Source organism: Arcicella aurantiaca (assembly GCF_003148625.1).
GTDB classification, from domain to species: Bacteria; Bacteroidota; Bacteroidia; order Cytophagales; family Spirosomataceae; genus Arcicella; species Arcicella aurantiaca.
The window spans coordinates 160,422-179,431 of record NZ_QGGO01000006.1 but is presented as its reverse complement, the minus strand read 5'-3'; the positions used below and the strand labels follow the sequence as shown (position 1 = coordinate 179,431).

12 protein-coding genes are annotated in these 19,010 nt (G+C 36.3%); 10 read left to right on the top strand and 2 right to left on the bottom strand.

Features of this window, described 5'->3' with window-relative positions; translation table 11 throughout:
- Nucleotide 1 precedes the first annotated feature (1 nt).
- From LV89_RS07660 to LV89_RS07635, 6 genes are all read left to right on the top strand, one after another.
- Nucleotides 2-2,191 (top strand): alpha-L-rhamnosidase-related protein, encoded by a 2,190-nt coding sequence (locus LV89_RS07660; RefSeq protein ID WP_109742283.1) that lies wholly within the window; start codon nucleotides 2-4, stop codon nucleotides 2,189-2,191.
- 138 nt (nucleotides 2,192-2,329) lie between these two features.
- Nucleotides 2,330-3,571 carry a ribulose-bisphosphate carboxylase large subunit family protein gene (locus LV89_RS07655; protein ID WP_109742343.1) on the top strand — a complete coding sequence of 414 codons (1,242 nt, stop codon included), beginning with the start codon at nucleotides 2,330-2,332 and terminating at the stop codon, nucleotides 3,569-3,571.
- A 171-nt stretch (nucleotides 3,572-3,742) separates the two neighbouring features.
- Nucleotides 3,743-5,029 (top strand): four-carbon acid sugar kinase family protein, encoded by a 1,287-nt coding sequence (locus tag LV89_RS07650; RefSeq protein ID WP_109742282.1) that lies wholly within the window; start codon nucleotides 3,743-3,745, stop codon nucleotides 5,027-5,029.
- A 145-nt stretch (nucleotides 5,030-5,174) separates the two neighbouring features.
- Nucleotides 5,175-5,861 carry an aspartate/glutamate racemase family protein gene (locus LV89_RS07645; RefSeq protein WP_229201487.1) on the top strand — a complete coding sequence of 229 codons (687 nt, stop codon included), beginning with the start codon at nucleotides 5,175-5,177 and terminating at the stop codon, nucleotides 5,859-5,861.
- Nucleotides 5,862-6,000: 139 nt separating this feature from the next.
- Nucleotides 6,001-7,275, top strand: coding sequence for a bile acid:sodium symporter family protein (locus tag LV89_RS07640; protein ID WP_109742281.1), 1,275 nt, complete (start codon nucleotides 6,001-6,003; stop codon nucleotides 7,273-7,275).
- 23 nt (nucleotides 7,276-7,298) lie between these two features.
- Complete coding sequence (locus LV89_RS07635; protein ID WP_158279534.1) at nucleotides 7,299-10,055, top strand: family 78 glycoside hydrolase catalytic domain; 2,757 nt, start codon at nucleotides 7,299-7,301, stop codon at nucleotides 10,053-10,055.
- A 963-nt stretch (nucleotides 10,056-11,018) separates the two neighbouring features.
- Here LV89_RS07635 and LV89_RS07630 read toward each other — a convergent pair.
- Both LV89_RS07630 and LV89_RS07625 read right to left on the bottom strand, forming a co-directional pair.
- Nucleotides 11,019-12,038 carry an aldo/keto reductase gene (locus LV89_RS07630; RefSeq protein ID WP_109742280.1) on the bottom strand — a complete coding sequence of 340 codons (1,020 nt, stop codon included), beginning with the start codon at nucleotides 12,036-12,038 and terminating at the stop codon, nucleotides 11,019-11,021.
- A 128-nt stretch (nucleotides 12,039-12,166) separates the two neighbouring features.
- Nucleotides 12,167-13,063, bottom strand: coding sequence for a helix-turn-helix domain-containing protein (locus LV89_RS07625; protein WP_109742340.1), 897 nt, complete (start codon nucleotides 13,061-13,063; stop codon nucleotides 12,167-12,169).
- Between the two features lie 200 nt (nucleotides 13,064-13,263).
- Here LV89_RS07625 and LV89_RS07620 point away from each other — a divergent pair, with 200 nt between their 5' ends.
- The 4 genes from LV89_RS07620 (at nucleotide 13,264) to LV89_RS07605 (ending at nucleotide 18,802) form a co-directional block, all read left to right on the top strand.
- The gene (locus LV89_RS07620) at nucleotides 13,264-14,082 is read left to right on the top strand and encodes an oxidoreductase (RefSeq protein WP_109742279.1); all 819 of its coding nucleotides are present in this window, start codon (nucleotides 13,264-13,266) and stop codon (nucleotides 14,080-14,082) included.
- Between the two features lie 113 nt (nucleotides 14,083-14,195).
- Entirely contained in the window at nucleotides 14,196-15,089 is an 894-nt protein-coding gene (locus LV89_RS07615) for a helix-turn-helix domain-containing protein (protein ID WP_109742339.1), read from the top strand.
- Nucleotides 15,090-15,248: 159 nt separating this feature from the next.
- On the top strand, nucleotides 15,249-15,953 hold the full coding sequence (locus LV89_RS07610; RefSeq protein WP_146199102.1) for an XRE family transcriptional regulator: 705 nt from the start codon (nucleotides 15,249-15,251) through the stop codon (nucleotides 15,951-15,953).
- Between the two features lie 281 nt (nucleotides 15,954-16,234).
- Nucleotides 16,235-18,802 carry a TonB-dependent receptor gene (locus LV89_RS07605; protein WP_109742277.1) on the top strand — a complete coding sequence of 856 codons (2,568 nt, stop codon included), beginning with the start codon at nucleotides 16,235-16,237 and terminating at the stop codon, nucleotides 18,800-18,802.
- The last annotated feature ends 208 nt before the right edge of the window (nucleotides 18,803-19,010 follow it).

The window sequence follows — 19,010 nt, the reverse complement described above, 5'->3', positions numbered from 1 at the left end:
AATGTCAACACAAAAGTTTTCTTCCTTGACAAAAATGCTGTCGGCGTTTTTGTTCTTTTTACTTTCATTGCCAACATTTGCACAACAAGCTACATGGATTTGGTATCCAGGTGATTATGAAGTTTGGTTAGGCAATAAAATGCAAAATAGAAGAACGGAAAGAGGTTCGTTTTTACCTCCATTCTGGAAATTGGATAGCCATTATAACCTCATGGATTTTCATAAAGACTTCAATTTATCTTCACCAGAGGAAGTTGAGATTTTTGTAGAAGGGCAGTATAATGTAAAAATTGACGGAAAAGCATTTGCTGGCTATCCTAAAAAAATTACCGTTCCTGCGGGAAAACACCGAATCAACTTAAAAGTTTTCTGCCAAGATAGAGTTCCCTCAATTTTCGTGAAAGGAAAAACTATCGTTTCCGATTCCACTTGGTTGGTAACTTTTGAAGATAAAGAATGGATTGATGAAACAGGAAAAGCGTCAGACCAATCGGGTACAACTTGGTTAAAAGCAGGTTCGTGGAATTTCAATTCTCCACTAACTCCACCTTCAAAATTCGCCTTGGCAACCAAAGAACAATTTGCTGTAAAAACGGAACGAAATGCGAAATCAATATTAGTTGATTTTGGCAAAGAAACGTTCGGTTTTATCAAATTAAAAGGCTTGAAAGGAAAAGGAAATTTGACCATTTATTACGGAGAATCAAAAGAAGAAGCCCTCTCAGCGGAACACTGTGAAACGTTGGACAATTTGGAAATCAACCAAATCCAAAAGAAAGATTCTATCATGGATTTAACAAAAGCCTTTCGTTACGTGAATGTGGTTTATGATGGTTCGGTTTCAGTAGATTCATTGTCAATGCTTTATGAATATTTGCCTGTGACAGAAAGAGGAAATTTCAAATGTTCTGATGACCAAATTAATAAGATTTATGACGTTGCCAAATATACTTTTCATCTCAATACTCGTGAGTTTTTTATTGACGGAATCAAACGTGACCGTTGGATTTGGTCAGGTGATGCTTACCAAAGTTATTTGATGAATTATTACCTATTTTTCGATGCTCCAACGGTAAAACGTACTTTGCTTGCACTTCGAGGAAAAGACCCTGTGACGAGTCACATCAATACCATTATGGATTATACATTCTATTGGTTTTTAGGCATTTACGACTATTATCAACATACAGGTGACAAAGAATTTATCAAACAATTATATCCACGAATGCAAACTTTGATGGAATATTGTTTAGGTAGAAGAAATAAAAATGGCATGATGGAAGGTTTGGCGGGCGACTGGATTTTTATCGACTGGGCAGAAGGTTTGAGCAAAAAAGGTGAAGTAAGTTTCGAGCAATTATTATTGACGAGGAGTTTAGAAACAATGGCTTTGTGTGCCAATATCGCTAACGATTCACAAGGGGCAGAAAAATATAAAAACATTGGTTCAGAGCTAAAAACTAAGTTTTTTGCCAATTATTGGAACAATGAAAAACACGCATTTGTGCATAGCCAAGTGGACGGAAAGCAAACGGAAAACGTAACTCGTTATGCCAATATGTTTGCTATTTTCTTCAATTATTTAGATGAATCGAAAAAGCAAGAAATCAAAAACAATGTGCTTTTGAATGATAAAATTCAGAAAATCACTACGCCATATATGCGTTTTTATGAATTGGAGGCACTTTGTGCATTGGGCGAACAAAGTTACGTTTTGAAAGAAATGAAAGACTATTGGGGCGGAATGTTGAATTTGGGGGCAACTTCTTTTTGGGAAGAATATAATCCAACAAAAAAAGGCTCAGAACATTACGGAATGTACGGTCGTGAATTTGGAAAAAGCCTTTGCCACGCTTGGGGGGCAAGTCCAATTTATCTTTTAGGAAAATATTATTTAGGAGTAAAACCGCTTTCACCTGCTTATGAAACCTATTTAATTGAACCACAATTAGGCGGTTTAAAATGGATGGAAGGTTCAGTGCCAACACCAAAAGGTGACGTAAAATTAACGGTTTCAGATAAGAAAATTACCGTTTCAGGAGCAGATTCAGGAACAGGTACTTTACGTTTTAAAAGTGCCATAAAGCCAAGTTGTAAGCAAGGAATTGTGAAAGAAATTTCGCCTAAAAACTATGAATTGACCGTTGAAAAAGGGAAAGAATATATGGTTGAATATGAGACAATTAAATAATTTTTAGGAACAAATTTGTGCTACCAACCTCACCCCCGCCCCCTCTCCAAAAGAGAGGGGAGCATTCGTCCGAGTAATCTTCCCTCTCTTTTGGAGAGGGGTCGGGGTGAGGTTTTACAGGCTATTTTTAAAATGAAAATGGAAAGAATTACAGCAACATATTATATAGAAACACCTTTTGAAGTAGCCAAAGCTGCCGCAGTTTTAGCAGGCGAACAATCATCAGGAACTTTTGTGGCAGTCCCCAATGAAACAGAAGAATTAAAGCAACGATTTGCCGCAAGAGTTGAAAGTATTGAGCATCTGGAAACCGTTACTGAACCTGCCATTCCTGGGGCGAATAGCAAAGATGGCAAATACCACAGAGCTATTGTAAAAGTGAGTTGGAGTATTGAAAATTTCGGGTTTAATCTCCCTGTAATGATTTCTACGCTTCAAGGTAATTTGTATGAAATTACTCAATTTACAGGCTTGAAATTGATGGACATTGACCTTCCAGAAAGTTATGGAAATCATTATTCGGGGGCAAAATTTGGCATTGAAGGTTGTAGAAAATTAACCAATGTGTACGACCGACCGTTGATTGGCACAATCATAAAGCCGTCAATTGGCATGAGTCCAGAACAAACGGCGGAGATTGTAAAAACATTGGCAGAAGCAGGAATTGATTTTGTAAAAGATGATGAATTGATGGGTTCGGCTGCCAATTCATCTTTTGAAAATAGATTGAATGCGGTGATGAAAGTTGTCAATGATTGTGCTGATAAAACAGGCAAAAAAATCATGTACGCTTTCAACATTACAGGCGAAGTTGATGAGATGCAAGACCGCTATGAAAAAATAGTAAATGCTGGCGGAACTTGTGCCATGATTAGCATAAATAGCGTTGGCTTATCGGCTACCAAAAAGATTTGCGACAATGGAGCATTGGCAATTCACGCCCATAGAAATGGTTGGGGAATGATGACTCGTCACCCATTATTGGGTATTGATTTTAAAGCTTATCAAAAAATTTGGCGTTTGGCGGGCGTTGACCAATTACACGTAAATGGTATTCAGAACAAGTTTTGGGAAACAGACGATAGCGTAGTAAACTCGATTGAATCTCTGAAAACGCCATTTTATCAGCATAAAAATATCTTGCCCGTTGTGTCGTCTGGACAATGGGGAGGACAAGCTTTTGAAACGTATCGAAGAACCCAAACCACAGATTTATTATATATGGCAGGTGGCGGAATAATGGCTCATCCGATGGGTGCAGCTTCGGGAGTTACTGCCTTACAACAAGCATGGAAAGCAACCGTTGATGGTTTGACCTTGGAAGAAGCAAGAAGCCAATATGTCGAATTTGATAAAGCTGCCGAAAAATTTGGAAAATGATTTATTTGGCACGCAGATGACGCAGATTTTAAAACCTCACCCCCGCCCCCTCTCCAAAAGAGAGGGGAGTATTAGCCCCATTTTCTCCCCTCTCTTTTGGAGAGGGGCTGGGGGTGAGGTTTTCTGCCAACAAGTATTCGAGTCTTAAATACCATCTTAAAAAATAACAACATGAAAAAAATACTTTTAGCATTTTATGGCGATGATTTTACAGGCTCGACCGATGCTCTGGAATTTGTTACTATGGCTGGAGCTAAAAGTATGCTATTTATAGAACCGCCAACCGATGACGTTTTAAAGCAATTTCCGAATTTAGATGCTTTCGGAATAGCAGGTAAAACAAGAGCATTGCCCCCAGAAGAGATGGAGGAAGTTTTGATGGAAGCATTCACGGCAATAAAACCCTTCAAACCCAAACACATTCATTATAAAGTATGCTCAACGTTTGATTCCGCTGAACATATTGGTAGTATCGGCAAGGCAATAGATTGCGGTTTAGCTGTTTTTCAAAACCCGAAAATTCCTGTAATCGGTGGCACACCTGCACTGGGTCGGTATTGCGTTTTTGGAAATTTATTTGCTCAAATGGGTATTGGAAGTCAAGGCAATGTATATCGTTTAGACCGTCACCCTTCCATGAGCAAACACCCCGTAACGCCTTCGTCAGAAAGTGATTTACGTATCCATTTATCCAAACAAACAACACAGAAAATTGGATTGATTGATTTTGTTCAAATGCAAAAATCATTAGAAAACTGGTCGGATAAAATAGATGATGAAAAAGTATTACTGATAGATGCTCTTTACGATGAACAAATGCCAAAAATTGGGGCATTTATGGAGCAAATGGCATCAGAAAATTCTCCACTATTTTCAGTTGGTGGCTCAGGAGTAGAAATGGCTTTGGGCAATTTTTGGAACGAAACCAATCTTTTACAACCTCAAAAAGAATGGAAAGCAATTGAGCCTTCCGAAAAATTATTGGTTGTTTCAGGGAGTTGTTCACCCATAAGTGCCAATCAGATACAATATGCTAAACAGCATGGTTTTGATGAAATAGTTATTGACGCTTTGGCAATTAGCAAACGTAATTGTTTAGATGAAACAATATTTGAAGAGTTAAGAAAAAGGTTCGAGACATCAAACAAAATAATTGTTCATACAGGCTATAAAAAGACGGACAATTTACCTTCTGAAATTTTGGGAAATGCCTTAGGATTAATTGCCAAATATGCCGTCGTACATTGTCATATAAAACGAGTAGTTGTAGCGGGCGGAGATACAAGCAGTTATGCCGCAAGAGCTATGCAAATAAAATCCGTAGAAATGATTGCCCCATTGGTAAAAGGGGCTCCATTATGCAAAGCTCATTCTGATAATCCTTCGATAGATGGCTTGGAAGTAAACTTTAAAGGTGGGCAAGTAGGAGGCGAAAATTACTTTACACTTTTTGTCTAACTACACTGTTAAGTAAGTCGTTTTAACTTCCCGAAAGTTTTAGAACTTTCGGGAAGTTCCTCAATCAAACATTTTTAGCTAAGAATTATTTGAAAACTATTTACTTAACTGTGTGCTAACATAATAAAAATTTAAAAATATAGATATGTCAAATTCAAACGAAAATAACGCAGTGAAGCCAAAAACATTAGGACTTATTCATACCTCAGCCACGCTTGTACCTCTTTTTGCAGAATTATGTGCCAAATATTTACCCCATCTAAAAACTTTCAATATTGTAGATGATAGCCTTATCAAAAATACGATTGCTTGTGGCGAACTTACCAAATCTACTTCGGCGAGAGTTGTTAATTATGCAGAATCAGCCAAAGAAGCTGGGGCAGATTATGTTCTGTACACTTGTTCTTCCATTGGACCAGCCGTTGAAATTGCCGCAAGTTTGCAAGATATTCCTGTTTTAAGAGTTGACCAACCAATGGCAGATAAAGCCGTGCAAATTGGCAACCGAATTGGCGTTATTGCAACTCTACAAACTACCTTAGCCCCAACTTCCGATTTAGTAGAAAGACGTGCCAAAGTAGCTAATAAAAATATAGCTTTAACCGCCGTGCTTTGTGAAGGTGCTTTTGAGGCTTTAATGAGTGGAGATGCCGCTACCCACGACCAAAAAGTGGGCGATGCTTTAAAAGAATTATCTAAAAAAGTTGATGTAATTGTGTTGGCACAAGCAAGCATGGCAAGAGTTGTTGATATGCTAAATGATGACGAAAAGCAAGTGCCAATATTGGCAAGTCCGCCAATTGCAATGGAATATTTAGCTTCAATTTTGTAATGGTTTCGCTTCAAAAATATTTTTTGAGTAGTGGCGTATAGCATACGCCAACATTATCACAACTTTGGCGTATGCCATACGCCACTACCCAATAACTGATTTCTAATACTTAGCTCCAACTAACAATGAAAAATAACCCATGAAAAAACTTCAACAAATAAGTCTTCTATTGTGCGTATTGGCACTAATCGTAACACTTTGGGGTATCATACAAAATAATAGCTTGCTATACCGTTTTGGTGGTTTGGGAACTGCGTTTACTCTGGCTTTTGGCATTGCGGCTATTGAATCATTAAAAGGCTATCAATACACCACTTGGATTATCACAGCAGTTGTGGCAGGAATGCTTTTTCCGAACGCTTTTACTACTTGGGGAGGTGTAAATCTTAGAGATAAAACGTTAATATTGGTTATCATTCAGTTGGTGATGCTCGGCATGGGTACACACATGAGCCTCAATGATTTTAAGGGCTTAGCTACTACTGGAAAAGGAGTTTTAATTGGTCTATTTTGTCATTTTAGCGTAATGCCTCTCATGGGTTTTTTATTAACAAAAATTTTCAATTTCGAGCCAGAAATTGCAGCAGGAATAATTTTGATTGGGAGTTGTAGTAGTGGATTAGCAAGTAATGTAATGGTTTATTTGGCAAAAGCCAATTTGGTTTTAAGTGTAATTGTGACGGCAATGGCAACGTTGGTTGCTCCATTTCTAACGCCTCTGCTCATGCAAACTTTGGCAGGCACGCTCATAAAAATCAATTTTATGGACATGATGATGGAAATTATCAAAATTGTGTTAGTACCAATTGGAGCGGCTTTATTTCACGATTTTCTTAAAAATTCAACTGCATTACAATATGAAAAAGCTTTAAAAGTAGTTGCTCTTTCTGCCATTTGGATTGGCGTAGTTGTCTTTTTTTCTAACCTTATTCAAAACCTTGAACTGAAACAGAGTTTTGTTTTGAGTGGTTTTATTGCAGGAGCAGTCGTGGCGGGATTTGTCTATCATTGGCTCAATAAAAAATTCCCAATTATTGATAAAATCATGCCTTATATCTCCATGTTTGGTATCATTTATTTTACTACCGTTACCACCGCAGCAGGACGAGACAATCTTATGAAAGTTGGTTTTTTATTGTTTTTAGCATCAGTTATCCATAATGCCGCAGGATATTTCTTTGGATATTGGTTAAGTCGTTTGTTCGGGATGGACAAAAATAGTAGTAGAACCATTGCATTTGAAGTTGGTTTACAAAACGGCGGAATGGCAAGCGGATTGGCAGGAAGCATGGGGAAATTAGGAACTGTTGGTTTAGCAGCAGCAGTTTTCAGTCCGTGGATGAATATAAGTGGCAGTATTTTAGCGAATTACTGGCGAAAACGACAAGTAAAAGAAGGAAATTCCAATAATTGATTTTCAAAATAAATCTTCACACGGTGAAACAAAAACTACTCATTTTCCTTTGTACCCTCATTTCATGGAGTTCATTTTCGCAAAAATTAGCGATTAGTAATTTACGTTGTGAATACCTCAAAAATCCGTCAGGCATTGAAAGTAAAAGCCCAAAATTAAGTTGGCAAATTCTCAGTAATCAACGTAATATTTTACAAACCGCTTATCAAATTTTAGTAGCTGATTCTCCAAATTTATTACAAAAAAATCAAGGTAATTATTGGGATTCTGGGAAGATAATTTCAGACGGAAGTATCCAAATTGCTTATTATGGAAAACCTTTGGAAGCAACAAAAAGCTATTATTGGAAAGTAAAAATTTGGGATAATCAAAAACATGAATCCACTTGGAGTGAAGTCAATCAATGGCAAATGGGCTTGTTAAAAAAAGAGGATTGGAAAGGTGCTTCGTGGATTGCTTTTGAAAAATTAGAAGACTCTTTGATTAATGCTTTACCAAACGACAACATTAAAGATAAACATCTGTATAACAATATCTTACCAATGTTTCGCAAAGACTTTTTAACAAAAAAAACGATTGAAAAAGCTACCATGTTTATCAGCGGTTTAGGGCATTTTGAGTTGAGTTTAAATGGTAAAAAAGTAGGCGACCATTTTTTAGATGCAGGTTGGACAAAATATGACAAACAAGCACTTTATGTAAGTTTTGATTTAACAAAAGAGCTACAAAAAGGCAAAAATACCTTGGGTGTAATGCTTGGAAACGGGTTTTATTATATTCCTGCGGTGAAAGGGCGTTATCGGAAACTTAAAGTTCAATATGGTTATCCCAAAATGATTTGCCGTTTAAAAATTCAGTATAAAGATGGTTCTTCAGAGGATATTTTAAGTGATACTTCGTGGAAAACTGCTCCAAGTCCTACCACATTTTCAAGTATTTATGGAGGTGAAGACTACAATGCCAATTTAGAACAAACTGATTGGAATTCGCCCAATTTCGATGATAAAACATGGAAAAATGCCCTTGTGGTCGATGGTGTTCCAAAGCTAAATTCGCAAATGGCAGCACCATTAAAAGTCATGGAAACGTTTAGTCCTACCAAACAAAATACGCTTTCATCAGGCGATTTAGTGTTTGATTTGGGACAAAATTTTTCTGGAATTATCAATATCAAAGTTCAAGGAAATAAAGGTGATTCTGTTAAAATTTATCCTGCCGAATTATTAAATGCAGACGGTTCTACAAATCAAAAAGCGTCTGGAAGTCCATACTTTTTCACTTATATTTTAAGAGGAAATGGCATTGAAGAATGGACTCCAAAATTCACTTATTACGGCTTCAGATATTTACAAGTTAAAGGAGCAGTTTTTAATGATAATTCAAATCTTAAAAGCAAACCTAATCTATTATCAATCAAAGGATTACACACTCGAAATTCAGCCGAAACAATTGGCGATTTTACTTGTTCAAATGAGCTTTTTAATAAAACAAATACGCTGATTGATTGGGCAATAAAAAGTAATATGGTTTCGGTTTTTACTGATTGTCCGCACCGAGAAAAATTGGGTTGGTTAGAAGAACTCCACTTAGTTGGGGCTTCTGTTCGGTTTGGGTATGACGTTCAAAATTTGTTCAAAAAATCCGTTTCGGATATGAATTATTCGCAATTACCAAACGGACTAATTCCCGAAATTTCACCCGAATATGTGAAGTTTGATTATGGCAACGGAATGTTCAGAGATTCACCCGAATGGGGAAGCAGTAGCATTATCGTGCCTTGGTATTTGTATCAATGGTACGGAGAAACCCAAATATTGGAAGATGCCTATCCGATGATGAAAAAGTACATTGATTATTTAGGAACAAAAGCTCAAAAAAATATTCTATCACAAGGTTTAGGCGATTGGTTTGACCTTGGGCCCAATAGACCCGGAGTTTCACAATTAACTCCAATGGGCGTAACAGGCACAGCAATTTATTATTACGATTTACAAATTATGGAAAAGATTGCCCTTCTTTTACATAAAAAAACAGAAGCTGAATCTTACAGAATTTTAGCAATGGAGGTCAAAAAATCGTTTAATGAAACCTTTTTCAATAAAGAAACAAAACATTATGCAACGGGTAGCCAAACGGCAAATGCAATGGCTATTTACATGAATTTGGTTGAGCCAACACACAAAAAAGACGTTCTTGAAAATCTCATTAAAGATATTAAAAGTCGGAATAATGCTCTCACGGCTGGTGATATTGGCTACCGTTACGTGTTGAGAGTGTTAGAAGATGAAGGTAGGTCTGACGTAATTTTTGAGATGAACAACCGCTCTGATGTGGCTGGCTATGGTTATCAAATTGCACAAGGAGCAACCGCTTTAACAGAATCTTGGCAGGCATTACCCACGGTTTCAAACAACCATTTTATGCTCGGACACATTATGGAGTGGTTTTACAGTGGTTTAGCAGGTATCAAGCAAGATGAAAGTGCAACGGCTTTCAAGAAAATTATTATTAAACCGCAAGTGGTTGGTGATGTAACATTTGCCAAAGCAAATTATCTATCTCCCTACGGAAAAATTGTGAGCGATTGGACAAAAAAAGGCGACCATTTTTCACTTAAAGTAGAAATTCCTGCCAATACAACAGCAACAATTTATTTGCCAACTACTACAAAATCAAAGGTTTTAGTGAATGGCGAAATCGTAAAAAAATCGAATTTTCAAGAGGATAAAACCCTATTGAATATTGGGTCAGGGGAATATTTATTTGAGGTGGTTGAGTAATATTTTTAATAATAGACTTCCAGCGAAAGTGTTTTAAGTCGTAAAACAGATGATTCTCTGTAAATGTGTGCTTTCATTTCTGAGATTCAACCATTCAAAACCTTATTTTTCAAAGGTTTAAAAGTAGCTGAATTATCCCCTTTAAGTCGCAAAGTCTGGAATCAACTTTACCAACGGCTTTATGAGATAATTTTTATAATTACCAAAACGAAGTTCAATATTGATATTTGAGAGATTTTCCACCAAATTACGATTTTAATAATCAAGGACGTACTTTACGGCAGTCGCACTTTTAAAGTACAACTGCCGTTGCTACGCAATAATTTTTTTCGATTCTATATTTATATCAATTTTAAAGAATTTGATGCGTACTTTACGGAAGTCGTCGTTCAAAACACTACGGTTTATACACAAGTATTTGAATATCGATTTAGAGCCATAGGCTCGGTTAAATTTTGTAGCGGTGGGTTTTAACTCATCGAAAATGATGCGAAAAGCCATTTTAGAGCAATAGGCTCGCCCCCTTTTAAATGCCTCGTTCCTACGGAACTCAAAAAATGGTCATTCCCTTTTTTGGTGGGTTAAAACCCACCAAAATCGGTCAAGCCTACGGCTTTTTTATTCTATAAATTTGTGTATAAACCGTAGCATTCAAAACGACGACTTCCGTTGAATCTCAGATACGCAATCCCTTTTTTAAATGAGTATTATTAATGCAGAAACGTTGGCGGACTGAACATACAATTTTCACACAAACCATTGATAATCAAACACATAAAACTATCAATTCCTAATCACAACTCCTGCTTAATTCTACATTGGCACGCTAAATAAATGGGACAAATTCAACGTTCAGGAAAGGGAGCTGAATAGTAAATGTCCAAATTCCCCTCTTTTTTTAATTGCCCAAATAGCATTAGTTCCGTATTTTAAACAACTTCACTTTTTGAATAGAACAAAACATTAATTTCTATAAACATTCTGTCTTGCAACCATCCAACCAGGATATTGAAGTGGCAAAGGGCTTACTTCGTCAATTTTCTTTAAATCTTCCGCTGATAATTCAATTTTAATAGAGGCTAAATTATCGTTCAATTGTGTAATCGTTTTTGCTCCAATAATGGTGCTGGTTACACTTGCTTGATGTCTGACCCATGCCAAAGCTACTTGGGCGACTGTCGCTTGGTGAGCCGTTGCAATTTCTGTCATCACATCGACCAAATCATACCCTTTTTCTTTATTGATTGGCGGAAAATCAAAATTATCTCTTCTTGAACCCGAAACTGATTGCTCACGAGTGTATTTGCCACTCAAAAAACCTCCTGCAAGTGGACTCCAAGGGAAAATTGACAATTTGTGATGTGCCGCCATTGGTACAAGTTCATGTTCAATATCACGGCTCACGGCTGAATAATAATATTGCAAACCGATAAATTTATGCCAACCGTTATATTTTGCAATGTTTTGGGCTTCCACAACCATCCAAGCAGGCCAATTACAAATCGCTACGTAACGCACTTTTCCTGTATTGACAATATCATTTAACGAACGGACAATTTGTTCAACCGACGTTCTTGGGTCAACACCATGAACATACAAAATATCTACATAATCCATTTGCAAACGCTTTAAACTTGCCTCTACCGAATTGAAAATATGATAACGAGAAAGTCCTGTACTGTTCGGATTTTCGTCCATTCTTCCCAAAACTTTTGTCGCAATCACCACTTCATCTCTTGGAATTTGTAAGTCTATTAATGATTGTCCCAATAACTGCTCTGATTGACCATAAGAATAAACATTGGCAGTATCAATAAAATTGATTCCTGCATCAATGGCAGCTTTAATCAGTTGGTTTACTTCTTGTTGTTGTAAATTTCCGATATTACTCCATATTCCTGCATCTTGTCCTCCAAAAGTCATTGTTCCCAAACAAAGCTCTGAAACCAAAAGCCCTGTTTCACCTACATAATTATATTTCATTTGGTTTACTATTTATTAAATGTTGTATGAATAATGTTTAAAACTGATGCAAAATTCGGTAAATAAATAAAACAAAGAGTAGCTTATAAGAAACAGAAACTATAAAAAATCAAACAATTAAAGAATTACTATCCTCTAAAAACTTTTGGCGTAGTTTGTACCGAACGTCTAAAAAATGAGGTAAAATGTGATGGGTCTTCAAAGCCTAAACAATAGCCAATTTCGGCAATATTCCAATCAGTGTGTTTTAATAAAGTTTTGGCTTCTTGTAAAATTCGCTCTGCAATTAATTGACTCGTGGTTTTGCCTGTTACATTTTTTAAGGCTCTATTCAAATGATTTATATGAACGGAAAGATGTGTGGCAAATTCCATCGGAATTCTGAGTTTCATTTGTTGCAGAGATGACTCAATCGGGAACTGTCTTTCAAGTAATTCTACAAATAATGAGGTTATTCTATCATTGGCAGTATGACTTTTTTCTTGGAGAGATTCGTTGGGAATAAGTCGAATCGTTTTATGAACTATTTGTTGCACCAAAGCCCTCAAAAGGTCGTATTTGTAGGCATAATCAACATTTAGTTCCTTAATCATTTGATTGAAAATATGTTGAAATTCTAACAATGTTTCCTCATCCAATTCATAAATTGGGAAACACCCTGTTTTAAAAATAGGATATTCTTTAATGTTAGGAATTTGATTGAGAAATTCCTCCGTAAACACACAAAAGAACCCCGACTGCCCCTCTCCTACTCTTTCCAATTTATAAGGAATCATTGGGTTGGCAAATGATATTCCTGCTTGTTTTATCTCAATCGTTTTATCGGCATAATGATAACGATTTGTACCAACTACCAAAGAAATTTTGTAATAATCCTTACGACTATACGGTACAGGTTTTCCTGATGTGCCAACGAAATCTTCTACCTTAAAAATATTAAAATGCCCAATGTCTTTTTTAAGAGAATCAGGAACAAAGTCTAATTTATGACGATAAAGGTCTTCTAAAGTATGTATCTTATCCATGTTGAAAGTAATAAAAATCAAACAAAGATAATTGTATTTAATTATATCAAATGAAAAGTAAGCAAATGAAAAAATTTCATTCAAATAATATTACCCAATAGCCCTTTTCGTAAAAATGTATCATATCTTCCGAATTTTGTATAAGACTTGGGGCATTGAGCCACTGTAATTTTGCAACATCAAATTAAACAAAAAAGAAGATGTCAAAGACAATTTTAATTACAGGAGCTTCTCGTGGATTCGGGAAAATTTGGGCAAAAGCATTATTAGAACGTGGCGATAAAGTAGTCGCAACTGCCCGCAACTTATCAGATTTAGATGATTTAGTGAGTGAATTTGGCAGTCAGGTTTTGCCACTTCAATTAGATGTAACCAATCGTGAGCAATCATTTGAAGCCGTTGCAAAAGCTCATGCACATTTCGGGAAAATTGATATTCTCATCAATAATGCAGGATACGGTCTGTTTGGAGCAGTCGAAGAGGCTTCAGAAGAAGAAGCTCGTAAACAAATGGAAGTAAATTTCTTTGGTTTGTTATGGGTAACGCAAGCAGTTCTTCCTTTTATGCGTGAACAAAAAAGTGGTCATATCATTCAGGTTTCGAGTGTTTTGGGACATATTACTTTCCCTACTTTGGGTCTTTATAATGCTTCAAAATTTGCGGTTGAAGGACTTACCGAAACTTTAGCAAGCGAAGTAAAAGAATTTGGTATTAAGGTTTCATTAATTGAACCCAATGGTTACGAAACCGACTGGGCGGGTGCATCATCGGCACAATCACAGTCGATTGAGGCTTATGACAATCTAAAAACTGCTTTCAGAAATGCCTATAATCCAGACCATTATGGAATACCCGCAGCCACAACTGAAGCGTTACTAACTTTCATTGATTCGCCAGAACCTCCATTCAGATTATTGTTGGGTAAAATTGGCTATCCCGCCATCAAAGCAACTTATGAACAACGTTTGGCAACTTGGGAGGCTTGGCAAGAAGTTAGCGTAAAAGCTCACGGTAAATAAGTGAACAAAGAATCATAAACTAATGTTCTCAAAAAGCGATATGGTAACCTTAGAAATCATATCGCTTTTTGAAAACTCATCCATTAGAAAATTCGCATCCAATTTTCAATACCATGAACCATTATAAAACTATCACCGCTTTGCACCAAGACAATGGTTATCCTTTGCCAGAACATCCAATGCTTAGTTTATTGACTTGCAAGGAATTGACGATGTGTACGTGGGGAAAGCAAAAATTTACGACCGACTTTTACATGATTTCACTCAAAAAAATGAAATCGGGTACGTTTATGTATGGCAAAACTCGGTACGACCACGATAATGGTTCTATGTCTTTTGTAAAACCTCGACAAGTTATTGAAATCAGCAATGTGGAGTTGGAAGAAAAAGGGTTTATCATTTTTATTCATGAAGATTACCTTTTGGGACATTTGCAACATGAGGAAATTAAAAAATATGGCTTTTTTGAATACGAAATCAACGAAGCGTTGCATTTATCGCCTGCCGAAGAACAAATTATTTGGGAATTGTATGAGAAAATCGGACTTGAATATAGGAACAATCAAGACGAATTTAGCAAAGACATAATTTTGACGCACATAGATTCTATTCTAAAATACGCTCAAAGGTTTTACAAGCGACAATTTATTAATCGGAATAGCCTTTCGGGCAATATGATTTCAAAATTCCATAAAACAATTTCTGAGTATTTTGAATCAGGCAAAACAAAACTTCACGGCTTACCAAGTGTCAATGCCATTGCGGGAGAATTAAATTTGTCAGCTCGATATTTAAGCGATTTATTGAAACAAGAAACGGGCAAAACAGCCTTAGAACATATTCATATTTATTTGATTGACGAAGCCAAAAACTTGTTACTCAGCAGTGATAAAACCATTGCAGAAACTGCCTACCAATTAGGTTTTGAGAATCCGCCCTATTTCAGCCGATTGTTTAAAAAAGAAGTTGGCTTAACGCCAAATGAATTCAGACTAAGTGTGGTTTAAAAATCCATTTAACTTTTGATTCAAAAATAGATTTCTGAAGATTTTAGGTCTTGCCAATAAAACAAAAATACAATTTGTATCATTTAAGTAAAATATGTATTTTTGTTAGAAAATGAAAAGCAAAAAAATATTCATTTTTTATTCAAAAGCCCTAAATCGATGAACACTTTTTTCAGCAGCAACTTACAATATTTACGAAGAGCTTTACCCAATAAAATGTCTCAGGAGAAGTTTTCTGAGGAAATCAACATCAAAAAGCCAACCTTAGCTTCTTATGAAAGTGGCAGGGCAGAACCCAAATATGCTGACCTTATCAAGTTGGCAAATTATTATGGCGTAAATATTGGTGATTTATTAACCAAAGATTTATCGAAAGAACCTTCTCAACCTATTGAAAATACTGCTAATAATTTTCGAGTATTGGCAACAACAGTAAATACGCAAAATGAAAACAATATAGAGTTTGTTCCTTTAAAAGCGATTGCTGGTTATGTTGCGGGTTTTGGAGATTTGGAGTTTATCGAAAAGCTTCCTGTTTTTCAAGTTCCATTTTTGCCAAAAGATAAAAAATATCGAGTGTTTCCCATTCAAGGCGATTCAATGTTACCCTTAAAGGAAGGTTCATTAGTTTTTGCAGAATATGTGGAAGATTGGTGGAATATTAAAAACGGAACCGTCTGCATTGTCGTTACCAAAGATGAAGGAATTGTCTTGAAAAGAATTTACAATTATCTACAAGAAAAAAACTTAGTTGTGTTAAAATCTAACAATGAACGTTACGCTCCCTATGCCGTTTTGGGAGACGACATCAAAGAAATGTGGAAATTTGCAGGATATTTTTCAGGTCAATTTCCAAATGAATAATTGAATCCACCCCTAAAAACCTAATTCATTACGCTTCAAATCTCCCTCAATTCATTAGCATTTTTATACTTTTGAAAGAATCTCCTTGATTTTTCAAAGAATATGCAAATATTTTTAGTCTATAAAGTCCATAGATTAAATAGTTTTATTAGTTTTGCCAAACACAAATCTCAGTAATGAGTAATACAAACAATCATCACACACCCGAAATTTTTTATTGTTAATATCTTTAAATCTATAAAATCTATCGGATAAATATTTTAAACCAAAAAATCCTTAAAATGAAACAATTTTTAAAACGCTCTATTCTTACAATCGCAGTTTTACTGCCATTTTTTCTATCCGCACAAGATAAACCAATCATTAATGCCACCGTTTGGGGAAAGGTAACAGATGCCAAAACTAACGAACTATTAATCGGGGCAACTGTTTCGATTAAAGGAACAACCAACGGAGCAACAACCGACGCCAACGGCGAATTCTCACTAATAACTGGACAAAAACTACCTTTTACTTTGATTGTTTCTTATGTTGGTTATCTGAAAAAAGAAATTCTAATCAACAATGGAAAAGTTGAAATTCAACTCGAAGAAAACACTAATCAACTTTCAGATGTGGTTGTTACTTCTCGAAGAAGACAAGAATCTGTCCAAGAAATTCCGATTCCGATTTCTGTAATTCGTGGCTTTACCGCTGAAGATGCGGGAGCATTCAACCCCAATCGCTTGAAAGAATTAATCCCTTCTGTGCAACTATATTCTTCAAATGGTAGAAATACAACTTTGAATATCAGAGGTTTAGGCTCATCTTTTGGACTAACTAACGACGGTATCGACCCCGGAGTTGGCTTTTATGTTGACGGCGTTTATTATGCAAGACCAGCAGCAACAGCGGTTGACTTTGTGGATATTGACAGAATTGAAGTTTTACGTGGACCACAAGGAACTCTTTTCGGGAAAAATACCACTGCGGGAGCATTCAATATTACTACAAGAACTCCAAGTTTTACCACAGGGGCAAGTTTTGAGACAAGCTACGGAAATTTGAACTATATCCAAGCAAAAGCTTCTATCACAGGGCCTTTGAGCAAAAAATTAGCGGCACGAGTTTCATTTTCTGGTACTCAACGAGATGGTACTATTTTCAATACCACTACCTTAAAACCCACTAATTCTTTAAATAACTTAGGCATTAGAACCCAACTTTTATACACGCCTTCTGAGAATGTAAATATTACTTTTGCAGGAGATAATGCACGACAAAGACCTGATGGCAATGCTACCGTAGTGGCAGGGGTAGTTACCACCAAAAGAGCCGCTTATCGTCAGTTCGATGCTATTATTGCTGACTTGGGCTATAAATTACCAACCACAAATCCCTTCGACAGAATCACAGATGCGGATTCACCTTGGAGAGTGAATAACGATTTTGGTGGAGCTTCTATTAACGTTGATGCTAAAATCGGAAAAGGTACATTGACTTCTACAACGGCATGGCGTTATTGGATTTGGGACCCTTCAAATGATAGAGATTTCATCGGTTTACCTGTACTTACAAAATCACAAGGAAATTCAAGACATGATCAATGGACGCAAGAAATCCGCTATGCAGGGCAGTTTTCGGAAAAGTTAAGTGGTGTTTTGGGAGTATTCTTGATTGACCAATTACTAACTTCTGACCCTGTACAAACAGAAGAATCTGGTTCGGCTCAATGGAGATTTTCGCAAAGTTCAACTTCGGCTTTATGGAAAACAACAGGTTTATTTGATGGGTTTGGCACAAAAACAACGTCAAGATTGAAAACATTGGGAGCAGCCATTTTCACACAAGTTGATTGGACTATTACCGATAAATTACACTTATTGCCCGGTTTGCGTTTTAACTATGATAAAAAAGATGTGGACTACAAACGTGAAACTTACGGTGGATTACAAACAACAGACCCAGCACTTATCGCTCTAAAAAATGGAGTTTACAGCAATCAGGCGTTTAATTTTAGTGTAAACGAAAACAATTTTTCTGGACAAGTTACTTTAGCGTATAAAGCGAGCAAAGCTTTCAACGCATTTGCAACTTACTCAAATAGTTACAAACCCGTTGGGGTGAATTTGGGTGGTTTACCAACTGCCAATGGTGTTACTTTAATTGAATTGGCAAGGGTAAATCCTGAGTTTGTAACACATACTGAAATCGGTATTAAAACTCGTCCAACGCCACAATCAATGTTGAATGTCACTATTTACAACACAGACATCAAAGATTATCAAACACAAGTTCAAACTGCTGAAGTGGGCGTTAACAGAGGATATTTGGCAAATGCCGAAAAAGTAAGAGTTAGAGGAGTTGAAGTAGATGGAAATATTCGTGCAACCAATCACTTAACTTTCAATGCAGCGGTTTCTTATACCGATGGAAAATATGTTTCATTCACAAATGCCCCAGTACCATTGGAAGAAACAGGCGGAACGTCAGCATTTAAAGATATTTCGGGTGGAGATTTACCGGGAATTTCCAAATGGGCTGGTTCAATTGGTGGGGAATATAGCAATGCAGGAAAACTATTAAATTTAAAAGGAAATTATTTCATTGCTCTTGATTCATATTATCGTTCGTCATTCTCGTCAAGTGCTTCGCCATCACAATTCTTAAATATTGAGGGTTACGCATTATTGAACGGACGAGTTGGTTTTAGAGCTTCAAATGGGGTTTCAATCTTACTTTGGGGTAGAAATATTTTAGATAAAAACTATTTTGAACAACTATTACCTGCTGCGGGCAATGCAGGACATTACGCTGCGGTTTTGGGTGACCCTGCTACTTACGGAACTACGTTGAGATTTACATTTTAAGGATGCAATATCGTTTAATATAAGTAGGCATTGAGACAACATAAAGTACCTTTTACTATTAGACTTCCTGCGAAAGTGTTTTAAGTCGTAAAACACTTTCGCAGGAAGTCTATTCATAAATTATTGGTAATCAAATCTATTGCAATCTTAAATCGTCAATGTACTTAATCCATTTTTTCAAACCTAAATAGTCTATATAATCCATAGA

Excerpts from the sequence above, each read along its gene's own strand:
- LV89_RS07610 (WP_146199102.1), top strand. The coding sequence starts at position 15,249 with ATGAACACTTTTTTCAGCAGCAACTTACAATATTTACGAAGAGCTTTA.
- LV89_RS07630 (WP_109742280.1), bottom strand. The coding sequence starts at position 12,038 with ATGAAATATAATTATGTAGGTGAAACAGGGCTTTTGGTTTCAGAGCTT.
- LV89_RS07605 (WP_109742277.1), top strand. The coding sequence starts at position 16,235 with ATGAAACAATTTTTAAAACGCTCTATTCTTACAATCGCAGTTTTACTG.
- LV89_RS07625 (WP_109742340.1), bottom strand. The coding sequence starts at position 13,063 with ATGGATAAGATACATACTTTAGAAGACCTTTATCGTCATAAATTAGAC.
- LV89_RS07620 (WP_109742279.1), top strand. The coding sequence starts at position 13,264 with ATGTCAAAGACAATTTTAATTACAGGAGCTTCTCGTGGATTCGGGAAA.
- LV89_RS07660 (WP_109742283.1), top strand. The coding sequence starts at position 2 with ATGTCAACACAAAAGTTTTCTTCCTTGACAAAAATGCTGTCGGCGTTT.
- LV89_RS07640 (WP_109742281.1), top strand. The coding sequence starts at position 6,001 with ATGAAAAAACTTCAACAAATAAGTCTTCTATTGTGCGTATTGGCACTA.
- LV89_RS07645 (WP_229201487.1), top strand. The coding sequence starts at position 5,175 with ATGTCAAATTCAAACGAAAATAACGCAGTGAAGCCAAAAACATTAGGA.
- LV89_RS07615 (WP_109742339.1), top strand. The coding sequence starts at position 14,196 with ATGAACCATTATAAAACTATCACCGCTTTGCACCAAGACAATGGTTAT.
- LV89_RS07655 (WP_109742343.1), top strand. The coding sequence starts at position 2,330 with ATGGAAAGAATTACAGCAACATATTATATAGAAACACCTTTTGAAGTA.
- LV89_RS07650 (WP_109742282.1), top strand. The coding sequence starts at position 3,743 with ATGAAAAAAATACTTTTAGCATTTTATGGCGATGATTTTACAGGCTCG.